Origin of the sequence: Rhizobacter sp. Root1238 (assembly GCF_001425825.1) — a bacterium.
Taxonomy (GTDB): Bacteria; Pseudomonadota; Gammaproteobacteria; order Burkholderiales; family Burkholderiaceae_C; genus Rhizobacter.
In genome coordinates, this window is sequence record NZ_LMDM01000020.1 from 67,458 (window position 1) to 90,734 (window position 23,277).

A 23,277-nucleotide genomic window follows, 5' to 3' on the forward strand; every position below is an offset into this window, starting at 1 on the left:
CATGGCGCCCCCCATTCTTCAATTCGGCACCGGGCGATTCCTGCAGGCGCATGTCGACCTGTTCGTGTCGCAGGCGCTCGCGCGGGGCGAGGCCCTCGGCGGCATCGCCGTCGTGCAGACGACCGGCAACCCGCAAAGCAGCGCGCGAACGGCGGCGCTGGCGAACGGCGCCGGCTACCCGGTGGAGATCCGGGGCCTGCTGGCCGGGCGCCGCGTGAACGAGACCGTGCACGTCGATTCGGTGCGGCAGGCCTGGCATGCGGACACCCATTGGCCGCAGATCGCGGAGGCCGTCGCCACCGACGTGCGCGTGATCGTGTCGAACACCGGCGATCGCGGCTATGCGCTCGATCCCGCCGACGGCCCGTCGCTGCTGTCCGGCGGCACGGCCGCGCCGCGCAGCTTCCCGGCGAAGCTGGCCGTGCTGCTGTATCGCCGCTGGCGACAGCAACCGGGTGGCGGCCCGTCGCTGTTCCCGTGCGAGCTCGTGCCGGGGAATGGCGATGCGTTGCGCGCGGTCGTCTGCGAGCTCGCGAAGTCGTGGCAGGCGCCGGCGTCCTTCATCGACTACCTGCACGACGAATGCGTGTGGGTCAACTCGCTGGTCGATCGCATCGTGTCGGAGCCGCTGGATCCGGTCGGTGCGGTCGCCGAGCCGTATGCGCTGTGGGCGATCGAGCGGCAGCGCGGCATGGTGCTGCCGTGCACGCACCCGGCCATCGTGCTGACCGACGCCCTGGGCCGCTTCGAGCGATTGAAGCTGATGCTGCTGAACCTCGGCCACACGTTCCTTGCCGAACGCTGGCTGGCCGGCGGCCGGCCGCGCGACGAAACCGTGCTGCAGGCGATGGGCGACGCGTCGTTGCGCGCCGAGCTGGAAGCGGTCTGGAACGAGGAGGCGATGCCGGTGTTCGACGCGCTCGGCGAAGGCCGCGAGGCGCGCGACTACCTCGTCGCGCTGCGCGATCGCCTGCTCAACCCCTTCCTGGCCCACCGCCTGGCCGACATCGCGCAGAACCACGCCTCGAAGAAGCGGGCGCGCATCGGCCTGCTGCTGTCGCATGCGGACCGGCTGGGGCTGCCGCCGACGCAGGCGCGGTTGAGGGCGGCGATGGCCACCGACGAGGAGCTGCATTCATGAAGCGGGCAGGCGAGGGCAGGGGACGGATGCTGGTGACCGGCGCGGCCGGCAAGGTGGGGCAGGCGTTTCTCGCTCGCGTGCTGCGCGATCCGGCGTTCGACCGCTTCGTGTTCCGCGCCCTCACGCACCGGCGCGCACTCGCTGCGCACGATCGCCTCGAATGCGTGCAAGGGTCCATCCAGGTCCGTGCCGACGTCGGCCGCGCGATGGACGGCGTGACCCATGTGCTGCACCTGGCCACCAGCAAGGAGACGCCCGACGACGTGATGGACGTCGCGGTGAAGGGCATGTTCTGGATCCTCGAGGCCTGCCGCAGCAGCCCGGACTTCGAGCAGTTGCTGCTGGTCGGCGGCGACGCAGGCATCGGCCACTTCTTCTACCCGCACCCGGTGCCGGTCGTCGAAACGCAGCCGCACAGCGCCTACCCGGGCTGCTACGCCCTGTCGAAGGTGCTCGAGGAAGTGATGCTGCAGCAGTACTTCGTCCAGTACGGCCTCAACGGCTGCTGCCTGCGCGCGCCGTGGATCATGGAGAAGGACGACTTCAGGTTCCAGCTGTCCTTCGGCCCCGATGTGTTCGGCGGACCGCGCTGGTGCGACCTGGTCGGCCCCGAAGCCGCCGCCGCCCATGTCGCCAGCGGCGCGGTGCCGGTGATGCTCGACGCGGCGGGCGTGCCGCTGCAGCGGAACTTCGTGCACGTGGACGACCTCGTCGACGCCATCTGCCTCGCGGTCGACCACCCCCGGGCGCGCCAGCAGCTGATGAACATCGCGATGGACGAGCCGGTCGACTACGGCGTGCTGGGCGAGTACCTCGCTCGCACGCGCGGCCTGCCGCTCGTGCCCGTCGGCACGCCGTACCACTCGACCTGGCTCGACAACACCAAGGCCAGGTTCCTGCTCGGCTGGCGTCCGGCCTACGACATGGCCAGGCTCGTCGAGGACGCGTGGTCGTATCGCCGCAGCCCGGACGACCCGCGCTTGGTCTGGTACCCGGGCTGATCTAGAGCCGGGTGGCATCCCGCCGCACCGGCGTCCTGTGGTCCATCGGAAGGAGACATCATGCAGATGAACAAGAGAACGCTGGTTGCCACCTTGCTCGCCGCAGCCGGCTCGACGCTCGTGCCCGGCTGGTGCGCCGCGGCAGGCAAGCGGCTGGTGATCGGCTTCGCGCAGACCGGCGCCGAGAGCGAATGGCGAACGGCGAACACCGACTCGGTGAAGTCCGCGGCGAAGGCCGCCGACGTCGACCTGAAGTTCTCCGACGGGCAGCAGAAGCAGGAGAACCAGATCAAGGCGATCCGCGCCTTCATCGCGCAGAAGGTCGACGTGATCATCCTCGCGCCGCTGGTGACGACCGGCTGGGACACGGTGCTGAAGGAAGCGAAGGCCGCGAAGATTCCGGTCATCCTCGAGAGCCGCAACGTCGAGGTCCAGGATACGACGACCTGGGCCTCGTTCGTCGGCTCGGACTTCGTCGACGAAGGGCGCCGCGCCGCGCACTGGCTGCTCGACCACACCAAGGACACGCAGGGCGACGTCAACATCGTCGAGCTGCAGGGCACCGTCGGCTCGGATCCGGCGAACGACCGCAAGAAGGGCTTCGAGGAAGTGATCCGGACGAACCCGCGCTACAAGATCATCCGGTCGCAGACGGGGGACTTCACGCGCTCCAAGGGCAAGGAGGTGATGGAAGCCTTCCTGAAGGCCGAGGGCAGGAAGATCAACGTGCTGTACGCGCACAACGACGACATGGCCATCGGTGCCATCCAGGCGATCGAGGAGACGGGACTGAAGCCGGGCAAGGACATCCTCGTCATCGGGGTCGACGCGGTGAAGGGCGCCTTCGAAGCCATGATGGCCGGCAAGATGAACGTGTCGGTCGAATGCAGCCCGCTGCTCGGGCCGCAGCTGATGGAGGCCGCCAAGAAGGCGGCGGCCGGTGAAACGCTGCCGCGCTGGATCAAGACCAACGAGGGGGTGTTCCCGCAGGAGGTCGCGGCCAAGGAGTTCCCGAACCGGAAGTATTGAGTCGCCGGCCGCCGGCGCGGTGAGCGCGCCGGCAGCCGATCCGCTCAGCGAGGAAACGGGGCCGGGTTGGCCAGGTAGGCCTGGAACAGGCGTGCGAACTGCCCGCCGTCGGTCGAGATGCTGGCCGAGGTACTCCCGCCGCCGCTGAACACGATCGCGAACACGCCGGCCGCGGTGTACTCGGTCGGGTGCGTCAGCATGTAGCGCACGTGGTTGTCCCGGTAGTGACCGGAGGTGCCGCCCGGGGTGGCCGAGGGCACGCCCATCGGCGTCTGCCAGAACAGGACCGGCAGGTTGCCGAGGATGGTTCGCACGGTGCTCCACTGGCCCAGGTCCTGGTGGAAGTTGGGTGTCGCGACGTTGTTCTCGTCCCAGTAGAACGGACCGTTGCCGCGTCCCGCGCACTCGGCCACCGGAGAAGCGAGCTCGAAGCAGCCGGCATCGCGGTCGCTCGTCTGCCCCACCATGAAGTCGGCCTTGTCGGCACCCAGCTTCAACATGAAGTTGCCGACGGTGGTGGCGTCACGTCCCCAGAAGGACGGCGGAAACCCGATCTTCGCCTTGGGCGCATGGGTTCGCCCGAGCAGCAACAGGCATTGCGCGAACCCCACGGCGTTGTCCGGCTGGCCGNAGAAGGACGGCGGAAACCCGATCTTCGCCTTGGGCGCATGGGTTCGCCCGAGCAGCAACAGGCATTGCGCGAACCCCACGGCGTTGTCCGGCTGGCCGGCGCACTCGCTCACCATGCTCACGCGCGCCGGCACCTTCGTCGGGTCGCCGCCGGGAGCGCCTGTCATCAGGAAGCCCCAGAAGTCCGGTTCGAGGTTGACGAGCGTGGGCTGGCCCGTCGCGCCGATCTTCTGGTACATCAGCTTGACCTGCGACCAGTAGCTGGTCATGAAGCTCGCGTCGTTGATGGCGCCGAGGTTGCCTTCGCCCGGGGAGGCCATCTGGTAGAGCGTGAACATCGGGACGGCGCCGGCCGCCTTGACGTTCGCGGAGACATAGATCAGGTCGACGTATTCCTGCATCGCCTCGTCCTGGTCATGAAGCTCGCGTCGTTGATGGCGCCGAGGTTGCCTTCGCCCGGGGAGGCCATCTGGTAGAGCGTGAACATCGGGACGGCGCCGGCCGCCTTGACGTTCGCGGAGACGTAGGTGACGTAGGCCCCGTCGGGGCTGTTCCAGTACGGCCACGAGCCGCCTCCGACCCCGACCAGGTAGGTGTCGATGATGTCCGGGTGGATCTGCTGGCTCGTCATGTCGGCGATGGGGTTGCCGGCGCCCAGGCCCGCCAGCAGCCGGCCGGGCATGCCGAGCGCGGCGTTGATCGACGAGCCGGATGCGGGCGCAGGCGACGGCGATGGCGACGGCGATGGCGACGGCGATGGCGATGGGGCGGCAGGGGACCCCGCGGAGGTCGTCACCGCGGCGTCGCCTGAACCGTTCGATCCTCCGCATGCGGCAAGAACGGCGGCAGACAGGGCCGCGACGAGGCGCTTGGTGCCCGTGCGAGTCAAGGTTGACATGTGATGTGCAAAAGGTGGGAGTCGTTTGCCGATTTCAGTTGCTGTAGAGCACGCCTCGGCAGCTGCCACCCAGGTAGATCCGCCCATAGGTGTTCTGATCGGCCGCCATCACGCCGGGGCCGGCGAACTGGTGGGCATCGTCATTGAAGCGCGCCCAGGTGGTGCCGCCGTCGTCGGAGCGGTACACGCCCCACACGTTGTTGATCACGCCGATCACGTAGATCGCGGCCGAGTACGGTGCGCCGGCCTTCGCCTTGCCCAGCGAGACCACGCTCGCGCCTTGGACGTCGGGGTATTGCGAGGTCGGCCGGCCGCCCCAGATGGACGCGAAGTTGTTGAGCTTGGTCCAGCTCGCGCCCGAATCCACCGAGTGGTACGCGGCGTTGCCGTCGACCAGCCAGAGGTCGCCCTCGACGTACGGGTTGACCGCCATCGACGTGGCCCAGAAGGGGTTGGCGCGCAGGTTGGCGGACACCGAGCCCTGGCTCAGCGTGAAGGTGTGACCGCCGTCCGTCGACACGTACACCTTGCCCGGGGAGTTGCTCCACCATGCGCCGCCCGAGTCGTAGGCATAGACCTTGTTCGGATTCTTGCGGTCGGCCACCATGCGGTAGCTGCGAGGCGAACCGGAGATGGCAGTGAGCGCGGGCAGGTTGGTCGCGGTCCAGGTGGCGCCGTTGTCGGTGGTGTACGACGGCACCGAATCGGCCGGCGCCCACACGGCCTTGTTGCGCGCGGTGACAGCGATGTTGGTCGATCCGGAGGTGTTGTCCAGGCCGCCGGCCGGCAGCGTGGCGAAGGTCGCCCAGGTCTGGCCGCCGTCACCGGACCAGTAGCCGGTGCCGCCCGCCTTGCCGGTGCCATTCACGACGCCGACCGCTGCGATGTACTTCGAGTCGGACCAGTCCGTGTCGGCCGAGTTGCCGCTGCCCCAGCTCTTGTAGGGGCTCAGGGTCGGCTTCTTCGAGAGGTCGGTGTGGATCCAGGTGCCGACGTCGCCCGAGCTGTTGAGCAGCAGGTACGGCGCGCCCGCAGGCGGCGTGTTGAGTGCAAGGGTGCAGGTTTCCTCCAGGCCGTCCACCGCGGCGGCCCAGGTCGGCGTGGCAGAAGAGGCGTTGCGGGTCTCCACGATGCCGCCGCCGTGCACGTGCAGGACGTGGTCGCGGTTGGACGGATCGATTTCGACATCGTCGACCCAGCCGGACGCGGTTTCCCCCGGCATCGTCGCTTCGATCTCGCGCCAGGTCTTGCCGCCGTCGTCCGACAGCTGCACGATCTGCTGGCCGCTGTAGTTGCCCCAGGTGCCGCTCACGCCCAGCGCAATGCGCGTGGTCGAGCCCGTGCCGTAGACCGACAGACCGCCGTAGCCGGCCGAGCTGTTGCTGGCGAGCAGGGTCCAGGTGCTGCCGTCGAACTTGTAGAGACGAGCCGGTCCGCTGTCACCGGGCCCTGCGCCCTTGGTGAAGAGCACATAGAACATGCCGTCGGCCGCGCGCACCATGTGCGGAATGTGGTAACCGGACACCGGCGTCGATACCGCGGCCCACGATGCGCCGCCGTTGGCGGACTTGTAGAGATTCGACGTCAGACCCGCGACATTGACGTAATCCGGGGCAATCGCGACGTAGAGGGTTGGCGTCGCGGTTCCGGTCCCCTTGGTGCCCGTGTCGTAGACCGCCAGCTCGACGCCCATGGCGTGGCCGCCCACGGCACTGATCTGGTCCGAGCTCATCTTCACCGACGACAGCGAACTCGCCTGCGACCAGTTGCGGCCCGAGTCGGTGCTCTTCCACAAGCCCGCCGTGCGCGAGCCGTAGAACAGCGTCGACGGCAGGTTGGGATCGAGCGTCAGGCGCTCGCCGATGCCCCGGCCATTGTTGTTGCCGCCCGCCGAGAACGGCAGGCTGACCGAGGTCCAGCTGTTGCCGCGGTTGCTGGAGCTGTACAGCCTGGCGGTGGCGTCCGCCGAGTTGTACATGCCGGTGACCATGTACACGAGCTGGTCGTTGTTGGGGTCCAGCGCGATGCTTTCGACGCCGTGCTGGAAGCTCTCGGCCGCGCTGAAGCCGTCGGTGACAGGAATCCACGACATCGTGGCCTGGTTCCATCGGTAGGCGCCGCCGACATCGGTGCGCGCGTACAGCAGGTTGGCCGTCGTGGGATGGAAGACGAGACCGGTGACGTAGCCGCCGCCGCCGTACTTCACGTTGCTCCAGGCGGTGCCGTGGGGCGCAGGCGCAGGCGCAGGTGCAGGTGCGGGTGCGGGTGCGGGTGCGGGTGCAGGCGCGGGTGAAGGTGCAGGCGTGGGTGAAGGTGAAGGTGCAGGTGCGGGTGCGGGTGCGGGTGCGGGTGCGGGTGCGGGTGCGGGTGCGGGTGCAGGTGCGGGTGCAGGTGCAGGTGCAGGTGCGGGTGCAGGTGCAGGTGCAGGTGAAGGCGCGGGTGAAGGCGCGGGTGAAGGTGCAGGTGCGGGTGCAGGCGCCGGCGCAGCAGGCGGCGCAGACGTGGCCGAGGGGGCGTCGCCTCCGTTGCCACCACCACAGCCCACCAGCAGCGCCACGAGGCCAGCCGACAGGCAGCGTGTCGCGGTTGGCACCACATCCGCAAGCTCGGCCTGCAGCATCCGGGTCACGAGGGGAGTCGACTCAGGCAAGGGCGTGTCGACGCGCTGCCGCGAAGTGAAGTGTGATGGGTTCATGGCGTTGCAGTCTCGGCACAGCTCGGCCCGCATTCCTGATCGAACCGTGACGGGCCGGGCGCCGAAAAGAACTGTTACTGACATGGGTGCGATCCGCCCAGGCCAATGACGTGCTTGCGCAACAATTCAACCTTCACTTTCTGCCAACGATGCCCAGCCTCTTCCTCCCCGGGTTCCGATCTGCCCCCCTGCGGCCGATGGCAGTGCGACGCCCGCACGGGCACGCACCGGCGCGATGAGCGAGCTTGTCATCGAACTGCCTGGCGGGTCGCTCGACCTGCTCGGAGGGCGCGTGCTGCGCGACGGCGAAGCGGTGAAGGTGGAGCCGCGGGCGTGGCGCGTGCTGGAGCGGTTGGCCCGCTTCCGCCACCGCGTGGTCACGAAGGAAGAGCTGGTGGCGGCGCTGCGCCCCGAGGGCACGGTCTCCGAAGCCGCGCTCCGGCAGGCGATCCGCGCAGCGCGACGGGCCATCGGCGACGACGGGCCGCAGCCGATCATCCGCTCGATCCCGCGGGTCGGCTACATCTTCGACGTGCCCTCGGCACCGGCGTCGCAGCCAGCCGCGGCGGGTCGGCCCCGGAACGACGGCGTCCCCTCGCTGATCATCGGCCCGTTGCGCGATCACACCGGCCGTCCGGGCCTGCAGTGGGCGACGCAGGGCCTGGTCGCCTGCATCGCGCACGGCCTGTCGATCGACGGACGCATCCAGGTCCAGGACGCGCTGTCGCTGGAGACCTGCTGGCCCGACGAGCCGCGCCGCAGGCTGCAGATGTTGCGTGCCGCCGGCGCGCGCCATGCCGTGGTCGGTTCGCTGACGCTCGCCGGCGGCGACCTCGTGCTCGAGCTGGACCTCCACGACCAGGACGAGAAGCGCGTCATTGAGATCCGCGCGGCTGCGCCTGCCGGGCTCGTGCTGCCCGCCATCGCAGCCTTGCGGCAGGCGGTGCTGGGCGTCGGCAAGCGCCAGGCGCTGGTTCACGGGATTCACGGCATGCACGGCTGCTCGCCGCTGTCGATCGAGTTGTTCGCGCGGGCCAAGCACGCCGCGGCGATGAGCCGGCACCCGGCGGCGCTGCGGGCCCTGGCGCTGCTGCAGCAGCTGGAGCCGGGCTTTCCCCGCCTCGACCTGGAGCTGCTGCGGGCCCAGGCCTTCTGCGGCAGCGACGATGCGCCTGGCAGCGCGGCGCGGCTGCTGGAAGCCGCGCGACGCGACGGCGACCGGTGTCTCGAAGCGCAAGGGCAGCAGTGCCTCGGCACGCTGCACCACGTGAAGGGCCGCCTGCGCGAGGCGGCGCAGAGCCTGGAGCACGCCCTCGTGCTGGGCCGCAGCTGCATGCCGGCGCACTGGCAGGGTTCCACGTTGACGCTGCTGGCCTCCGTCGAATGCCGCCTCGGCGAGCTGCATTCCGTCGCGGCCCGCCTGAACGAGGCACAGGCCGTCTTCACGCGCACCGGCAGCCACTGGGGCTTGCTGAAGGTGCTGTGGCTGCGGGCGATCATGAGCTCGCTGTCCGGCCATGCCGAGCAGTCCATCCGCTGGAACAGAAAGCTGGCCAACGTGGCCCGCCGGCTCAATGCCAACACGGCCCTGGCGAGCGTGTGCCTCAATCTCGCGGGCGAACTGGTCTACGCGGACCAGCTCGACGAGGCGCGGGAGTGTGCAGAGGAGGCGACCGCCACTGCGCTGGCGATCGAGGCCGACCCCGGCCTGTTGAGCACGGTGGCTAACATCCATTGCCTGCTCCATCGCCTGCAAGGCCGCCCGGACGCCGCCGCGGAGCTGCTGTCGTTGCTGCCGGATCCCGCCGGGGTGCAGGACGACGGCTTCCTCTGGCAGGCCCACGGGCATGCCGCGATGGCGGCCGGGCGCATCGACGACGCGGCCGACTGTTTCCTGCGGGCGGCGACCGAATGCCGTGGCCAGGGCAACCGCGCGGGCGAGGTGCCGCTGCTGCCGTGGCTCGTCGAGGCGCTCGTGCGCAGCGGGCGCCTGTCCGTCGCGCAGGCGGAACTCGAGCGCGCCGACACCCAGGCCCATCTGCAGGACGAGACCACCACCGCGAACCTGCTGTACCCGCGCGCGTTGCTGGCACGCCGGCGCCAGCAGGAACCCGAGGCGCAGGCGCTGCTGGCGCGGCTCGCCACGGCGCCGGCAGCGCTGCCTCTGTTCCGCCGGCTGGGGCAGGGGCTGTCGGCGGTGCCCGGCGACCCGCAGCGCGAGTCCCCGACGCCGATGGCGCCGCCCAGCGGCGCGATGCGGCGGGAGTACCGGTTCGCCCACTGCCTGCTCGACGTGGAGCGCCGGGAGCTGTGGGTCGACGGCCGGCGCCACGCACTCGCACCGCTGCCGTTCGACGTGCTCGTGCACCTGTACCGCAATCGCCATCGCGTGGTGACGCAGGAGGAGCTCCTCGACACCGTGTGGCGCAAGACGTCCGCGTCGCCGGAAGTGGTCGCGCAGGCGATCGCCAAGATCCGCCAGGCGATGCGACGCAGCAAGACGCACACGGTGCGCGTCCAGACCCTGTACGGCAAAGGCTACCGGCTGCTGGCCGATGCGCACGTGGAGCCGGACGACGACGCGGCCGCGGCGCTGCTGTCGGACCTGCGCGCGGCGCAGGAGCACCCGCTCGCCATCGTGCCGCTTTTGACCGGCACGCCGGGCGCCGGCACCGACGATGGCGACCTGGGCTACCCGCTGGAGGTGCTCGGGCACGCGCTGGCCGTGCACTCGCGGCTGAAGCGCCTGTCCGCCGCCGAGGTGCAGGCGGGCGTCGATGCCGCTTCGGCCGCGACGCCGGAAGCGATCGCGGATGCGCTGCGCACCCGCAGCCCCGGCGTGCATGTCCTGTTCGCCCGGCTGGCGCGCCATGCCGATACCCTGGCACTGGACTACATGTGGGTGTCGCCGGAGGCCCGGGCCGAAGGCAGCCTGCGCGACCGGTCGCCGGCCGCACTCGGCCGGCGGCTGGCGTCCAGGCTGCTGCGGCCGCAGGCCGATGCCGCGGACGAGGGGGCATGGACGACGCAGATGCTGGACCTCGCATCGCGCGCCGCCGAAGAACACCGCTGGAGCGCCGCGCTGCACATCCTCGAGGTGGTGCTCGACCAGGATCCCGACCATGACCTGGCGGCGCAGCTCAAGGCGCGCATCGGCGCCCCGTGTTATCCAGGGCAGGACAATGCGCGCGGGGAGCGATACTAGCCGCCGGAACCGGAGCTGCCAGAGTGCGGAAAGGTGCGCGGCGTATGAAGCGGTGGATCGGAAAATTCGTCGCACTGTCCGCCGCTCTTGCCTCGCTTGCGATCTGCGGGCTTGCCCGATCGCAGGAGATCCCCGTCGTCGACCTGGCTCTCGTCGCGGCCGCACCGATCCAGTTCCACCCGCTGCAGCCGCCCCCCGTGTCCCAGGCGGTACAACGGCTGGCGCAGGACCGGTACGGGTTTCTCTGGCTGAGCGCCGCCGACGGATTGCAGCGCTACGACGGCTACGGATTCATGAAGGTTCCGGACGGCCGGAACGCGAACAGCGTCGGCTACATCATCGGCCAGTCGCTGACGGCAGACCGGGCAGGCCGGCTGTGGATCGGCGCCGACAACTCGCTCAATCGCTACGACCCCGCGACCGGCAGCTTCACGCAATACCGGTCGCCGAACGAGGCCTGCGGCACCGTCGCGATCGCCCACGACATCACCGAGGACCAGGACGGAATCATCTGGCTCGCGACGGACGACGGCGTGACGGCCCTGGACCCGGTCACGTCGAAGACGACCTGCCATCGGCCACGCCACACGCCCTCTGTCGGCGAGACGCGCGTCATCGCGACGCTGCCCTTGAACGACGGCACGCTGTGGGTCACCAGCAGCGAGGGGCTCTACGCGCTCGACCGGCGCTCGGGCAAGGTCATCCGGCACATCAAGCTCTCGTCGCCGTCCGGACGCAAGTTCGTCTGCACCGGCTTTCCGTCGCGGCCGTTCCTGGACAGCCGCGGAACGCTGTGGGTCGGGCTGTCGTCCGGCGGCGACCTGGCCTCGGTCAACGTCGCCAGCGGCGAGGTCACGGTCCATGCCTTCCGGGGCGCCGGGCTGGCGCCGAACGTGTCCTCCGGCGTCGTGTCGATCCAGGAGGATCGCGAGGGGGCGCTCTGGCTCGGCACCGACAAGCTCGGCCTCGTGAAGTTGTTGCCGGACCGCACGCAGGCGATCTGGTACCAGAGCAACCCCGACGATCCCGACGGCCTGCGCGGCGACCTCGTCGTCGGCCTGTTCAAGGACCGCGACGGCAGCTTCTGGGCGACGACCAGGGCAGGGGCCGTCCATCGCTTCGACACCGAGCGTCCGCGCTTCCGGTCGTACCGCCACCAGCAGACGGGGCCGCAGGGCCTGGGCAAGGGCTCGGTGATCGCGGCCTATGCGGAAGATCCCGACACGCTGTGGATCGGCACGGACGGCGGCTTGAACCGTGTCGACCGCACGACGGACCAGGTCACGCAGGTCGACCAGCCGGTCTTCGCGCGAGGCGTCAGCGCGATCGCGCGCGACCGCTCCGGCACGCTGTGGCTCGGCACGAAAGGCAACGGCCTCGTTCGCTTCGATCCGGCCTCGGGCGGGTACACGACGTACACCCACAATGCGTCCGACCCGCGGTCGCTGAACCACGACCGCATCACCGCGTTGCGGATCGATCGCGGCGGCAGCCTGTGGGTCGCGACGGATTTCGGCCTGAGCCGCTGGGAGCCGGCGACGAAGGATTTCACGACCTTCAGCCCGCAACCGAAGAGCCTGCTGCAGTACCGCTCGATCGCCGAGGACGCGAGCGGCGCGCTGTGGCTGGCGACGTCGTCGAAAGGCGTGCACCGCTTCGACCCGCGCACGAGCAGCTTCAGGGTCTTCGAAGCCGAGCTGCGCGCCGCGCATCCCCCCGGCCATGAGCGCGTCAATTCGGTTTATGTCGACCGCGCCGGGATGGTGTGGGCCGCGACGTTCCGCGGGCTGGGCAGGCTCGATCCCCGCGACGCGACATTCACGTCGTACGGCTCGCGCTCCGGGCTTCCGGCGGACACGGTGGTCGGCATCCTGGAAGACGACGACGGACGCCTGTGGATGAGCACCCCGAACGGGCTGTCGCGCTTCGACCCGCACACCGGGAGCTTCACGAACTACCACGCGTCCGATGGCCTGCTGACCGATCGGTTCGCGGCACCCGCGGTTGCCGCCAGGAGCTCGAGCGGGGAGATGTTCTTCGGCTCGCAGAAGGGGCTGGTGGCGTTCTTCCCCGGGCAGGTCGTCGAGCGCAAGCTCGCGCCGCCGGTGCTGCTGACCGACTTCCGCCTGTTCGGCGAGCCGGTGCTGCCGGGCAGCGCGCCGCTGAAGCAGCCCATCTGGTCGGCCGCTTCGCTGGCGCTGGAGCCGCGCAGCATCGTGTCGTTCGACTTCGCCGCGCTGAACTACGTCGACCCGGCGCGCACGCGCTACCGGTACCGGCTCGACGGGTTCGAATCGAAATGGAACGAGACGGACAGCGCCCGGCGCAGCGCGACCTACACGATGCTGCCGACCGGCGACTACACGTTCAGGGTGCAGGCGCGCGGCGCCCGTGGCGACTGGGACGACAGCGCGCTCGCGCTCGGCATCCGCGTTCCGCCGCCGTGGTATGCGACGTGGTATTTCCAGGCCCTGGTCGCGGCCTTGCTGCTCACGGCGCTCTGGCTCGCGTACCGCTTGCGCGTCCGCCAGTTGCACCGCCGGTTCGATCTCGCGCTCCATGCGCGGCTCGACGAGCGTGCACGCATCGCGCGCGAGGTGGCCGAAGGGCTGGAGCAACGCGTGCTCGAACGCACCGAAGAGCTGGCCCGCGCCCGGCACGCCGCCGAGGCCTCCACGCGCGCCAAGAGCGAGTTCCTGGCCAACATGAGCCACGAGATCCGCACGCCGATGAATGCCATCCTCGGCATGTCGTACCTGGCGCTGCAGACCGGGCTGGACGCGCGCCAGCGCAACTACGTCGACAAGGTGCACCGCGCCGCCGAGTCGCTGCTGGGGATCATCAACGACATCCTCGATTTCTCGAAGATCGAGGCCGGCCGGCTGGAGATCGAGGACATCCCGTTCAAGCTCGGCGACGTGCTGGACCAGCTCGCCACGCTGGTCGGCATGCGGGCCGAGGAAAAGGGGCTGGAGCTGCTGTTCGCGCTGCCGCCCGGGCTGCCGACCGCGCTCGTCGGCGACCCGTCGCGGCTGGGCCAGGTGCTGCTGAACCTGAGCAACAACGCGGTCAAGTTCACCGAGCGCGGCGAGGTCACGGTGGCGGTGACCGAGCAAGCGCGCGAAGGCCAGCGCGTGACGCTGCACTTCGAGGTGCACGACACCGGCATCGGCCTCACGCCCGAGGCCCGCGCGGGCCTGTTCCAGCCCTTCACGCAGGCCGACGCCTCGACCAGCCGGCGCTACGGCGGCACCGGGCTCGGGCTGGCGATCTGCCGCCACCTGGTGCAGCGCATGGGCGGCGAGATCGGGGTCGACAGCGCGCCGGGGCGCGGCAGCTGTTTCCACTTCAGCATGCCGTTCGGACTGCAGTCCGAGGCCGCACCGGCGCCGCAGGACGCCGAGCTTCGCGGCATGCGGGTGCTCGTCGTCGACGACCACCCGGCGGCGCGCGAGCTGCTGCGCACGCTGTCGACGGCCTTCGGCCTGGAGGCGCAGACCGCGGCCGATGGTGCAGCGGCGCTGCAGGCGGTGGCGCAGGCCGACGCGGCGGACCGGCCGTTCGGGCTGCTGCTGCTGGACTGGCACATGCCGGGCCTGGACGGCATCGGCTGCCTGGAGCGCCTGGGGCGCACGGCCGGTCGGCATGCACCGCCGACGGTGCTGATGGTGACGGCCTTCAGTCGCGACGAGGCCGAACGCCAGCTCGCCGCGCGCGGGCTGCGGGTGGCCGGGCTGCTGCCCAAGCCGGTCACGCCCTCGGGGCTGCTGGACGCCTGCGCCACCGCGCTGGGCCGTGCGCGCGTGGGGCCGAGCCGCAACGAGCAGCGCCAGGAACTGCTGCAGGCGCGCCAGGCGGGACTGGCCGGCGCGCGCATCCTGCTGGTCGAGGACAACCCCATCAACCAGGAGCTGGCGCGCGACCTGCTGAACCGCGCCGGCATCGTCGTCAGCATTGCCGGCGACGGCCGGGAGGCGCTGGCGATCCTCGCGCGCGAGCGCTTCGATGCCGTGCTGATGGACTGCCAGATGCCGGTGCTGGACGGCTACGAGGCGACGCGCGCGCTGCGCCTGCGCCCCGAACTGAAGGACCTGCCGGTGATCGCGATGACGGCCAACGCGATGGCCGGCGACCGCCAGAAGGTGCTGCAGGCGGGCATGAACGACCATGTGGCCAAGCCGATCCGCGTCGACGATCTGTTCGGCACGCTGGCGCGCTGGGTGCATCCGGCGCTGCCCGCGCCGGCGCCCGAGGCGCAGCCGCCATCGCTGGACATGCGGGCCGGCGTGGCCGCGCTGATGGGCGACGAGGCGCTGTACCGGCGGCTGCTGGCGCTGTTTCGCGAGCAGGAAGCCGATTTCGTCGCCCGCTTCCGAGCCGCCTGCGAGCAAGGGGACGGCCGCGCGCCCACGCGGTACGCGCACGACCTGAAGAGCGTCGCGGGCACCCTGGGCATGCCGGCGCTGCAGCGCGCCGCCGCGGCGCTGGAGGAAGCCTGCAACCTGCGCAGCGATGCCGCGGCGCTGGAGCCGCTGCTGCTGGCCGTGCAGCGCCAGCTCGCGCCGGTGCTGGCCAGCGTGCAGGAGGAGGGCCTGGCCTGAACGCGCCGACCTCGCGCAACGGCCTGCGTCTTCGCGGCGATCCCGCGTTCGCGTCCCGGAGGGAACCGGTCAGCAGGGCGAGTTCGTCTGCGTGAGCACGCCCAGGCGGTAGGGCAGCTTCTCGTAGCTGTCCTTCGCGCCAGGCGTCAACCCCTGGTAGAGGAAGCGCATGTTGCACGCGCTGATCTCGACGTTCTGGTCGTACCCGGTGCGCAGGATCTCGCCATGGCTGATGCCCTGGCTCCACTTGCCGGTCGGGAAGCTCACGTTGGCGTCGCCGGCAAACGGGTTGGCTTCGGTGGCCGCCAACGGCGTCCAGCTACCGCCCAGGCTGCTCGCGGTCCACGAGCGGAAGTACCGGCCGCTGCCGCCGATGGCCTCGACGATCAGCAGGTACTGCCCGGTCTCGCGCACCTTGTAGACCTGGGGCGCCTCGAAGACATTGTTCGGGTTGGCGTCCTGCACGGCGATCACCGTATCGCCGAAGCCGTTGGGGAAATTCGCCAGCGTGGTCTGCGAGCGGTAGATCTGCCCGTTGTCGCCGGCGGAGAACAGGTGGCAATTGGCCGCATCGCAGGCCACGGCGAAGTCCAGCCAATTGCCACGGCCGTTGGCGGTGTTCTGCTGGACGATCGCCGGCACGCTGCCGTAGAAGGTCTTCAGCGGGCTCCATCCGCCCGGGTTGGCGATGTCGGGGTTGGTCGAGTACGCGGCATTGCCGTTCTGGGTCACCAGGTACCACAGCCGCCCCGGGTTGGCGATGTCGGGGTTGGTCGAGTACGCGGCATTGCCGTTCTGGGTCACCAGGTACCACAGCCGCGAAGGCGCATGGAAGAACACGAACGGGGCGGCCCGGTACCCGCCGCCGATCGCGGTGGAGTCGAGGAAGTAGGGCGTCGCGGCCCCGGCGTTCGACCAGTCCGTGAACGAGCGGTATTCGAGGCCCCACCCGTTGCCCTTGGCCTGCGTCGAGAACACGTGCCACAGCCCGTTGTAGTACACGACCGACGGGTCCTTGATCGCCACTTCCGGGAATTGCGCCGCGGGCTTGGCCACCATCAGCGCCGCGCTCGAGGTCCAGCGGAAGCTGGTCGGGAGCTTCACCGCCCCCGTTCCGCCACCGGGCGGCGCAGGCGCAGGCGCAGGAGCGGGAGCGGGAGCGGGAGCGGGAGCGGGAGCGGGAGCGGGAGCGGGAGCGGGAGCGGGAGCGGGAGCGGGAGCGGGAGCGGGAGCGGGAGCAGGAGCAGGAGCAGGAGCAGGAGCAGGAGCAGGAGCAGGAGCAGGAGCAGGAGCAGGAGCAGGAGCAGGAGCAGGAGCAGGAGCAGGAGCAGGAACGGGCGCTGGCGCTGGCGCTGGCGCTGGCGCTGGCGCTGGCGCTGGCGCGGGTGCGGGTGCGGGTGCGGGTGCGGGTGCCGACCCAACCGGCGCGGCCGCGGTTCCCGAATCGCTGCCGCCCCCACAGGCAGACAACACCATCGCGCACAGCAGTGCACTCGTCGCAGTGGCGCGTCGGGGGCGGTGGTTCGGCATGCTCATCGTGAAGATCCTGTTGCGTCAAATCATCATCACCAGCCGAGCCGCACGACAGCCGCGAGCAGGTCGCGGTGTCGTGGCCGGCTCGTTCCCCCACAGGGGATTCAGCTCAGCAGGGCGAGTTGGTCTGCGTGAGCACGCCCAGGCGGTAGGGCAGCTTCTCGTAGCTGTCCTTCGCGCCAGGCGTCAGACCCTGGTAGAGGAAGCGCATGTTGCAGGCGCTGATCTCGACGTTCTGGTCGTACCCGGTGCGCAGGATCTCGCCATGGCTGATGCCCTGGCTCCACTTGCCGGTCGGGAAGCTCACGTTGGCATCGCCGGCGAACGGGCTGGACTCGCTCGCGGCCAACGGCGTCCAGGTGCCCGCCAGGCTGTTCGAGGTCCACGAGCGGAAATACCGGCCGCCGCTGCCGATGGCCTCGACGATCAGCAGGTACTGCCCGGTCTCGCGCACCTTGTAGACCTGGGGTGCTTCGAAGACCTTGTTGCGATCGGCATCCTGCAGCGCGATCACCGTGTTGCCGAAGCCGTTCGGGAAGTTCGCGAGCGTGGTCTGCGAGCGGTAGATCTGCCCGTTGTCGCCGGCGGAGAACAGGTGGCAGTCCGCCGCATCGCAGGCCACGGCGAAGTCCAGCCAGCTGCCACGGCCGTTGGCGGTGTTCTGCTGGACGATCGCCGGCACGCTGCTGTAGAAGGTCTTCAGCGGGCTCCATCCGCCCGGGTTGGCGATGTCGGGGTTGGTCGAGTACGCGGCATTGCCGTTCTGGGTCACCAGGTACCACAGCCGNGTAGAAGGTCTTCAGCGGGCTCCATCCGCCCGGGTTGGCGATGTCGGGGTTGGTCGAGTACGCGGCATTGCCGTTCTGGGTCACCAGGTACCACAGCCGCGAAGGCGCATGGAAGAACACGAACGGCGCGGCCCGGTACCCGGCCCCGATGGCGCTGGCGTCGAGGAAGTAGGGCGTTGCCGATCCGGCGTTCGACCAGTCCGTGAAGGAGCGGTATTCAAGGCCCCACCCGTTGCCCTTGGCCTGGGTGGAGAACACGTGCCACAGGCCGTTGTAGTACACGACCGACGGGTCCTTGATCGCCACTTCCGGGAACTGCGCCGCGGGCTTGGCCACCATCAGCGCCGCGCTCGAGGTCCAGCGGAAGCTGGACGGCAGCGCCACGTTGCCGGTGCCGCCGCCCGGCGGCGGTGTGGTGGTGGTGCCGACGGGCACGAGCGCCCAGGTCTGGTTGCGGCCGCTGAAGTCGGTGTACTGCGTGACGTCGCCACCATCGGCGGTGGACGCGCCGGCGACCTCGAGCGCCTTGCCCGAATTGCGGTTGATGAAGCGCACCGCGTTGTTGTCGGTGCCGACCAGCTGCCACTGCTGGTTGCTGCCGTCGTGGTCGGTGTACTGGTTGACGGCGGCCCCGTCGGCGGTGGAGAAGTTCCACACGTCGACGACCTTGCCCGAGTGCCTGTTCTTCAGCCGGTAGCTGCCATTGCCGGAACTCACCAGCTGGAACTGCTGGTTGGCGCCGTCGTGCCGGCTCCACTGGCGGAACTCGGCGCCGTCGCCGGTCATCCAGTTGTAGAGGTCGAGCGCCTTGCCGCTGTTGGCATTGACGACGACGTACCAGGTGTTGGCGTCGACCGTGACGGCGGCCTGTGCCGGGGCGGCCACCAGCGCGCCCGCCGACAGCACGAAGGCCGCCAGCGTCGACAGCGTGTTGCGAAGTTGCATCGTGTTCTTCATGACATGTCTCCGTTCAGGTGAGAGGGGCTCACAGGTCACCGAATCCGATGGCGCCATTGCAATGCAGCCATTCGCTGCGGCCGCTGCCGCCGCCGCACCGGCCGTTCTGGTACACGCCGGTGTTGTAGGTCTGGTTCTCGGCCTGCCGCACATTGCCGTTCACGCTCAGGTAGTCGACCTGGACGTCACGGCCCGCGGCGTCGTTGGTGAACTCCACCGTGCTGCCGCCCGACAGGCTGGTCGTGAAGGTGTAGTTGGTCATGGTCCTGCCGAGCGTCCAGCTCTGCACCGCGGTGCCGCCGATGCGCAGCGTCACGCGTTCCTGGCCCGAGGTGCCGCGTGCGCGCACGACGATGGACTTGGTGGTCGTGCCGCCGCCGCCGCCGGGATTGCTGCTGCGCACGTAGTTGGCGAGCCAGGTCAGCGCCGGCCGCTCGCTGCCGTCGCGGCGCACGAGGTGGGAGTTGGCCACCCAGGTCTGGCCTTCGATGTAGCCCCACAGCGTGACGCCGGCGACGGCCGGGTGCGTCCACAGCAGCGGGAACTTCTCCCGATAGCGCGCCAGCTGCGTGGCGTCGTCACCGGTCATGTCCAGCTCGGACACGTAGATCGGCAGGCCGGCCTGGGCCAGCGAGTCCAGGTTCTGCGTGATCGTCGCCGGCGCCAGGTTGTCCATGCTGAAGTAGTGCGACTGGATGCCCACGCCGTCGATCAGGCCGCGCGACTTCAGGATGTTGACGATGCCCTTGTAGCGGTTCACCGCATTGGCGTCGTTGATGATCCCGTACTCGTTGATCAGGAGCTTGGCGTTGGGGCAGTGCTGGCGCGCCTTCTGGAACGACCAGACGATCCAGTCCCAGCCGGTCGCGCCCGCGCCGCCGAGGGCCTCGCGGTAGCTGGCCGGCTGGTGCAGCGGCTCGTTGACCACGTCGATGTACTGCGTCTGCGGGTAGCGCTGGCAGTACTGCCGCATGAAGTCCTCGACCTCTTCGGCCTGTTGCGCGGGGCCCAGGCTGCCGATCCATCTCGGCTCCTGCGAACCCCACACGAAGGTGTGCTGCTTGAACGCGAAGCCGTTCGAGCGGGCGTAGTTGTAGGCCTGGTCGAGCTGGCCCCAGTTCATCTGGCCGCGCGCCGGCTCGACCGACTCCCACTTGCCGGCGTTCTCGGGCGAGACCTGGTTCCAGTAGGCGCTGAAGTTGCCGGGCGGGTTGCCGGCAATGATGTTGCCCAGGAACTTGGGCTTGCCGACGGCGATCTGTGCGTGCGCCAGGCCGGCTGAACCCAGCAGGCCGAGGGTGGCCGCGGTGCAGATCGTGGTGCGGCCCATGGCCGTGAAGATGCGTGAGGTGTTCACTGTTCGTCTCCCTTGATGTGTTGAACGGATCGGATCGACTTTCTCAGTTGACCAAGGTCGTGATGCTCTTGGCCGGCAGCGAAATGGAGAAGGTGTTTGCACTGACGCCGATGGCGGGCTGCCGCTCGAACGTGGCGTTCGCGGTGGTGCGGTACGGCGTCAGGCTGGTCAGCGATCGACCGGCGGGGGCGATCGAGGTCGTGAGGGTGACGTCGGCCGCGTTCTCGTTCACGAGCACGACCACCGCCTTGCTGTCGGCCGCGCCGGGCGGCGTTCCGAACGCCGAGACGCGGACGCCCTTTTGCGGCAGCGAGGTCGCGTCGTAGTGGACGTAGCCCGGACGAATGAAGTACGAGAAATGCTTCAGGCCGATGCCGAAGTAGGTCGGCTTGTTGTTCGTGCCGATCAGGCCGGTCGGCGTCGCGTCGTTGGAATTGACGAGCCACCAATGGACGTAGGCGTTGTACTGCGACAGCGTCAGGCCGTCGTGGACTTCCTTGGCCATCGCGATGGCGTCGTCGACGCTGGTCGGCCATGACGTCTTGCCGTCGGCCTTGTTGACCGAATCGAGGAAGTGCTCGGTCATCCAGACCTCCTTCCCGAGCTTCTGGGCCGCGCCGGAATAGTTCGGTGTGCCGCCGTACAGGTGACCGCCGACGATCGAGAGGGCGCTGGCGGCCTTGGCGTCGGCCAGCAGCGTGTCGGTGGTGGCCTGCGAGTAGTAGAACGACTCCGGCGCCATCAGCTTGGTCGTCGTGCCGGAGATGGCCGCTGCGCCGTAGCCGCCGACCCAGGCCGTCATCTCGTCGGCGTTCCACAGACAGGACTCGTAGTCCTTGGGATCCCAGTCGGGCTCGTTCTGCAGCGAGACGGCGTAGAGCTTCACGTTGCGGCTGGCGGCGTACCGGATGTAGGCGTTCAGGTACTGGGCGTAGTCCGCGTACTTCGCGGGATCGAGGCGCCCGCTGTAGAGCGGGTTCGTGCGATCGGCGTTGACGATCTTCAGGCTCGCGGGCGGCGACCACGGCGAGGCGAAGACCAGGGCGCCGCGTGCCTGCGCGGAAATGCCGTTCTCGAGCTCCGCGGTCCATTGACCGGTATCGGCCGTCCTGGCGGAAGCGTTCCAGTCGGCGGGCGCGATCCGCAGTCGAAGGATGCTCAGCCCGAGGCTGTCGGCGCCGCTGGTGCCGAACAGGACGTTCATGCGGTCGTCCGTCATCTTGTTGTAATACCAGGCCGCCGAGCCGCCGAACCCCTGGACGGTCTGCTTCGCATCGCCGAAGTCGATGGCCGCCATGGCCGGGGCGGGCGCGATGGTCAGCGTGGTGCTGATCACCGACGAGATGTAGTGCGCGCTGTCCTTCGGGACGAACGTCGCCTGGACGAGCGCCGTCCCGGCGGCGGCCGTCGTCGCGGTGCCCAGCGGCTTGCCGTCGGCGGTCATGTAGGAGGCTGGATCGGCGGTGCCCTGGATGCCATAGATCGCGTACGGCGCGGTGGTGATCTGCGAGGACGTGAGCGCGGTCCCCTGGAGCACGGCCGACGGAAGGTCCCAACGGACCGGCGGCTGCGCCTTGTGGACCGTCAGCTTGCGCACGACGGTGGTCGTCGGGTACTTGGTCTTGTCCTGCGGCGTGAACGTGAGCGACAGCGTCTGGACGCCGACCTCGGGCTTCGCGCCAACGGCGGGTGCATAGGTGAACGTGCCTGCGACGCTCGCCTTCGCGTTCAGCTGGGCCGTGCTGAGGGCCGTTCCCCAATCGATGGCGGCTGGATCGGGCCAGGTGATTTGCACAGCGGGCGCAGGCGCAGGCGCAGGCGCAGGCGCAGGCGCAGGCGCAGGCGCAGGCGCAGGTGCAGGTGCAGGCGCAGGCGCAGGTGCAGGTGCAGGTGCAGGTGCAGGTGCAGGTGCAGGTGCAGGTGCAGGTGCAGGCGCAGGCGCAGGCGCAGGTGCGGGTGCGGGCGCAGGTGCGGGCGCAGGTGCGGGTGCGGGTGCGGGCGCAGGTGCGGGTGCGGGTGCGGGTGCGGGCGCAGGCGCAGGCGCAGGCGCAGGTGCGGGCGCTGACCCGACCGGTGCGGCAGCGGTGCCCGAGTCGTTACCACCACCGCAGGCAGACAGCACCATGGCGCACAGCAGTGCACTCGTTGCAGTGGCGAGTCTGGGTCGTTGGCTGGGCATGCTCATCGTGAAGATCCTGTTGCGTCAAAGTGCGGGCGCCATCTCTTTCGATGTGCAACGCCCCCGATTTCCGGCGCGATTGTGTGAGTCGCGATGTGAGGAAAATTGACGAAACTTGCGGAAACGATGGATGCCCACGCAGGGCGTTGGCGCTGCGAGACGCAGTGCAACAGAGTGCAATTTCAACGCATCCGATTTACATCGAATCGGGTCGATGCCCCGGATGCACCGGCCCGCGTACTCATGCAGATCGGCGAGGGCGGCGAGGGCGGCGCATCGAGATCATGAATCGATCGACAGCCGATCATTTCTTCGGTAGGCGCGACCGCCAGACTTCGGGCCTTTGGCGGAGTCCAGGTCATGTCTTCATTTCAGCCCCGCGCGTTGCTGTGCCTGCTGCTGCTTGGTTCCACCGGCGCCGCGTGGTCGCAATCCCAGGGCGACACCCTGGCCAGGATCCGCGACAGCCGGACCATCACCATCGGCGTGCGCGAATCGGCCCGGCCCTTCTCGTTCCTGAACGCGCAGAAGCAACCCATCGGCTACTCGGTCGAGTTGTGCATGAACGCCGTCGAGGAGATCAAGCGCGAGCTGAAGCTCGGCGAACTCAAGGTGCAGTTCAAGGTCGTCAGCGGCGCGGAGCGCATTCCCAAGCTGCAGAGCGGCGAGATCGACCTCGAATGCGGCTCGACGACCAACACGCAGGCGCGCCAGCAGAAGGTCGATTTCAGCTACTCGTTCTTCGTGGCCTCGATGCGCGTGCTGACGCCCCGAAGCATTCGCGTGGAGTCCGTGAAGGACCTGAACGGATTGCCCATCGCGCTGATCAAGGGCACCACTTCGGAGAAGCTGTTCAGGCAATTGGCCGATGGAGAACTGCGTGCGGAGTTCCAGTCCTATGCCAGCAATGCCGAGGCGTACCAGGCGCTGAAGGAAGGCCGGGCCCGGGCCTTTCCGCAGGACGACTCCTTGCTGCTCGGCCTGGCGTCTGCCGACAGGGCGCTCGATTCGCTCGAGGTGAGCCCGCTGGCGCTGTCGGTCGAACCCTATGCGGTGATGGTCCGAAAGGGCGACAAGGCCTTGCTGGCGGCCGTGGACCGCAGCTTGATGCGGCTCTACGCGAGTGGCGAGATCAACGCGCTGTACGACAAGTGGTTCATGACCGACACGCTGACGATCCGGATGAGCCGGCTGACGCGCGACGGTTTTGCACGCCCCAACAAGGAGGCTGGCGTCGCGGCGCTGCTCGGCTTCTCGCTCTGA

At 69.3% G+C, this 23,277-nt stretch carries 14 protein-coding genes and 1 pseudogene; 8 read left to right on the top strand and 7 right to left on the bottom strand.

Going from position 1 to position 23,277, the window contains the following annotated elements:
• The first annotated feature begins 1 nt into the window (after position 1).
• Genes ASC98_RS15945 through ASC98_RS15955 form a run of 3 tightly spaced genes read left to right on the top strand, consistent with a single transcriptional unit; the run spans position 2 to position 3,171 of the window.
• Positions 2-1,141 carry a D-mannonate oxidoreductase gene (locus ASC98_RS15945; protein ID WP_056809050.1) on the top strand — a complete coding sequence of 380 codons (1,140 nt, stop codon included), beginning with the start codon at positions 2-4 and terminating at the stop codon, positions 1,139-1,141.
• Positions 1,138-2,142, top strand: a complete 1,005-nt coding sequence (locus tag ASC98_RS15950) for an NAD(P)-dependent oxidoreductase (RefSeq protein ID WP_157597967.1) — start codon at positions 1,138-1,140, stop codon at positions 2,140-2,142. The genes ASC98_RS15945 and ASC98_RS15950 overlap by 4 nt, the downstream gene beginning before the upstream one ends.
• A gap of 60 nt (positions 2,143-2,202) precedes the next feature.
• Positions 2,203-3,171: an ABC transporter substrate-binding protein gene (locus ASC98_RS15955; RefSeq protein WP_056809047.1), complete on the top strand. Its 969-nt coding sequence runs from the start codon at positions 2,203-2,205 to the stop codon at positions 3,169-3,171.
• A 1,009-nt stretch (positions 3,172-4,180) separates the two neighbouring features.
• On the opposite strand, the gene ASC98_RS15965 is transcribed toward ASC98_RS15955, so the two are convergent.
• The gene (locus ASC98_RS15965) at positions 4,181-4,597 is read right to left on the bottom strand and encodes a hypothetical protein (RefSeq protein WP_157604819.1); all 417 of its coding nucleotides are present in this window, start codon (positions 4,595-4,597) and stop codon (positions 4,181-4,183) included.
• A 136-nt stretch (positions 4,598-4,733) separates the two neighbouring features.
• Positions 4,734-6,905: a hypothetical protein gene (locus tag ASC98_RS15975; RefSeq protein WP_056820178.1), complete on the bottom strand. Its 2,172-nt coding sequence runs from the start codon at positions 6,903-6,905 to the stop codon at positions 4,734-4,736.
• Between the two features lie 41 nt (positions 6,906-6,946).
• Between ASC98_RS15975 and ASC98_RS30480 the strand changes: the two genes are divergently transcribed.
• From ASC98_RS30480 to ASC98_RS15985, 3 genes are all read left to right on the top strand, one after another.
• Positions 6,947-7,378 carry a hypothetical protein gene (locus tag ASC98_RS30480; RefSeq protein ID WP_157597965.1) on the top strand — a complete coding sequence of 144 codons (432 nt, stop codon included), beginning with the start codon at positions 6,947-6,949 and terminating at the stop codon, positions 7,376-7,378.
• A 251-nt stretch (positions 7,379-7,629) separates the two neighbouring features.
• A complete protein-coding gene (locus ASC98_RS15980) occupies positions 7,630-10,599 on the top strand; it encodes a winged helix-turn-helix domain-containing protein (protein WP_056820181.1) in 2,970 nt (989 codons plus the stop codon).
• Between the two features lie 197 nt (positions 10,600-10,796).
• Positions 10,797-15,200, top strand: a complete 4,404-nt coding sequence (locus ASC98_RS15985) for a response regulator (RefSeq protein ID WP_057480047.1) — start codon at positions 10,797-10,799, stop codon at positions 15,198-15,200.
• A 69-nt stretch (positions 15,201-15,269) separates the two neighbouring features.
• On the opposite strand, the gene ASC98_RS15990 is transcribed toward ASC98_RS15985, so the two are convergent.
• The 5 genes and pseudogenes from ASC98_RS15990 to ASC98_RS16015 form a co-directional block, all read right to left on the bottom strand.
• On the bottom strand, positions 15,270-16,304 hold the full coding sequence (locus ASC98_RS15990) for a non-reducing end alpha-L-arabinofuranosidase family hydrolase (protein ID WP_056820189.1): 1,035 nt from the start codon (positions 16,302-16,304) through the stop codon (positions 15,270-15,272).
• 538 nt (positions 16,305-16,842) lie between these two features.
• Positions 16,843-17,520 (bottom strand): non-reducing end alpha-L-arabinofuranosidase family hydrolase (locus ASC98_RS31095; protein ID WP_235581290.1); only part of this gene is annotated, 678 nt, incomplete at its 5' end.
• Between the two features lies 1 nt (position 17,521).
• Positions 17,522-18,535: pseudogene (locus ASC98_RS32355) on the bottom strand (non-reducing end alpha-L-arabinofuranosidase family hydrolase); the annotation flags it as partial.
• Positions 18,507-19,835: an endo-1,4-beta-xylanase gene (locus ASC98_RS16010; RefSeq protein WP_082552767.1), complete on the bottom strand. Its 1,329-nt coding sequence runs from the start codon at positions 19,833-19,835 to the stop codon at positions 18,507-18,509. The pseudogene ASC98_RS32355 and the gene ASC98_RS16010, both read right to left, overlap by 29 nt.
• A 43-nt stretch (positions 19,836-19,878) precedes the next feature.
• Positions 19,879-21,630: a glycoside hydrolase family 30 beta sandwich domain-containing protein gene (locus tag ASC98_RS16015; protein ID WP_056809030.1), complete on the bottom strand. Its 1,752-nt coding sequence runs from the start codon at positions 21,628-21,630 to the stop codon at positions 19,879-19,881.
• 59 nt (positions 21,631-21,689) lie between these two features.
• On the opposite strand from ASC98_RS16015, the gene ASC98_RS32130 reads away from it, so the two are divergent.
• Positions 21,690-22,025 (top strand): hypothetical protein, encoded by a 336-nt coding sequence (locus tag ASC98_RS32130; RefSeq protein ID WP_157597964.1) that lies wholly within the window; start codon positions 21,690-21,692, stop codon positions 22,023-22,025.
• Positions 22,026-22,374: 349 nt separating this feature from the next.
• Positions 22,375-23,277 carry an amino acid ABC transporter substrate-binding protein gene (locus ASC98_RS16025; protein WP_056809026.1) on the top strand — a complete coding sequence of 301 codons (903 nt, stop codon included), beginning with the start codon at positions 22,375-22,377 and terminating at the stop codon, positions 23,275-23,277.

Excerpts from the sequence above, each read along its gene's own strand:
- ASC98_RS15980 (WP_056820181.1), top strand. The coding sequence starts at position 7,630 with ATGAGCGAGCTTGTCATCGAACTGCCTGGCGGGTCGCTCGACCTGCTC.
- ASC98_RS15955 (WP_056809047.1), top strand. The coding sequence starts at position 2,203 with ATGCAGATGAACAAGAGAACGCTGGTTGCCACCTTGCTCGCCGCAGCC.
- ASC98_RS15945 (WP_056809050.1), top strand. The coding sequence starts at position 2 with ATGGCGCCCCCCATTCTTCAATTCGGCACCGGGCGATTCCTGCAGGCG.
- ASC98_RS15950 (WP_157597967.1), top strand. The coding sequence starts at position 1,138 with ATGAAGCGGGCAGGCGAGGGCAGGGGACGGATGCTGGTGACCGGCGCG.
- ASC98_RS16025 (WP_056809026.1), top strand. The coding sequence starts at position 22,375 with ATGTCTTCATTTCAGCCCCGCGCGTTGCTGTGCCTGCTGCTGCTTGGT.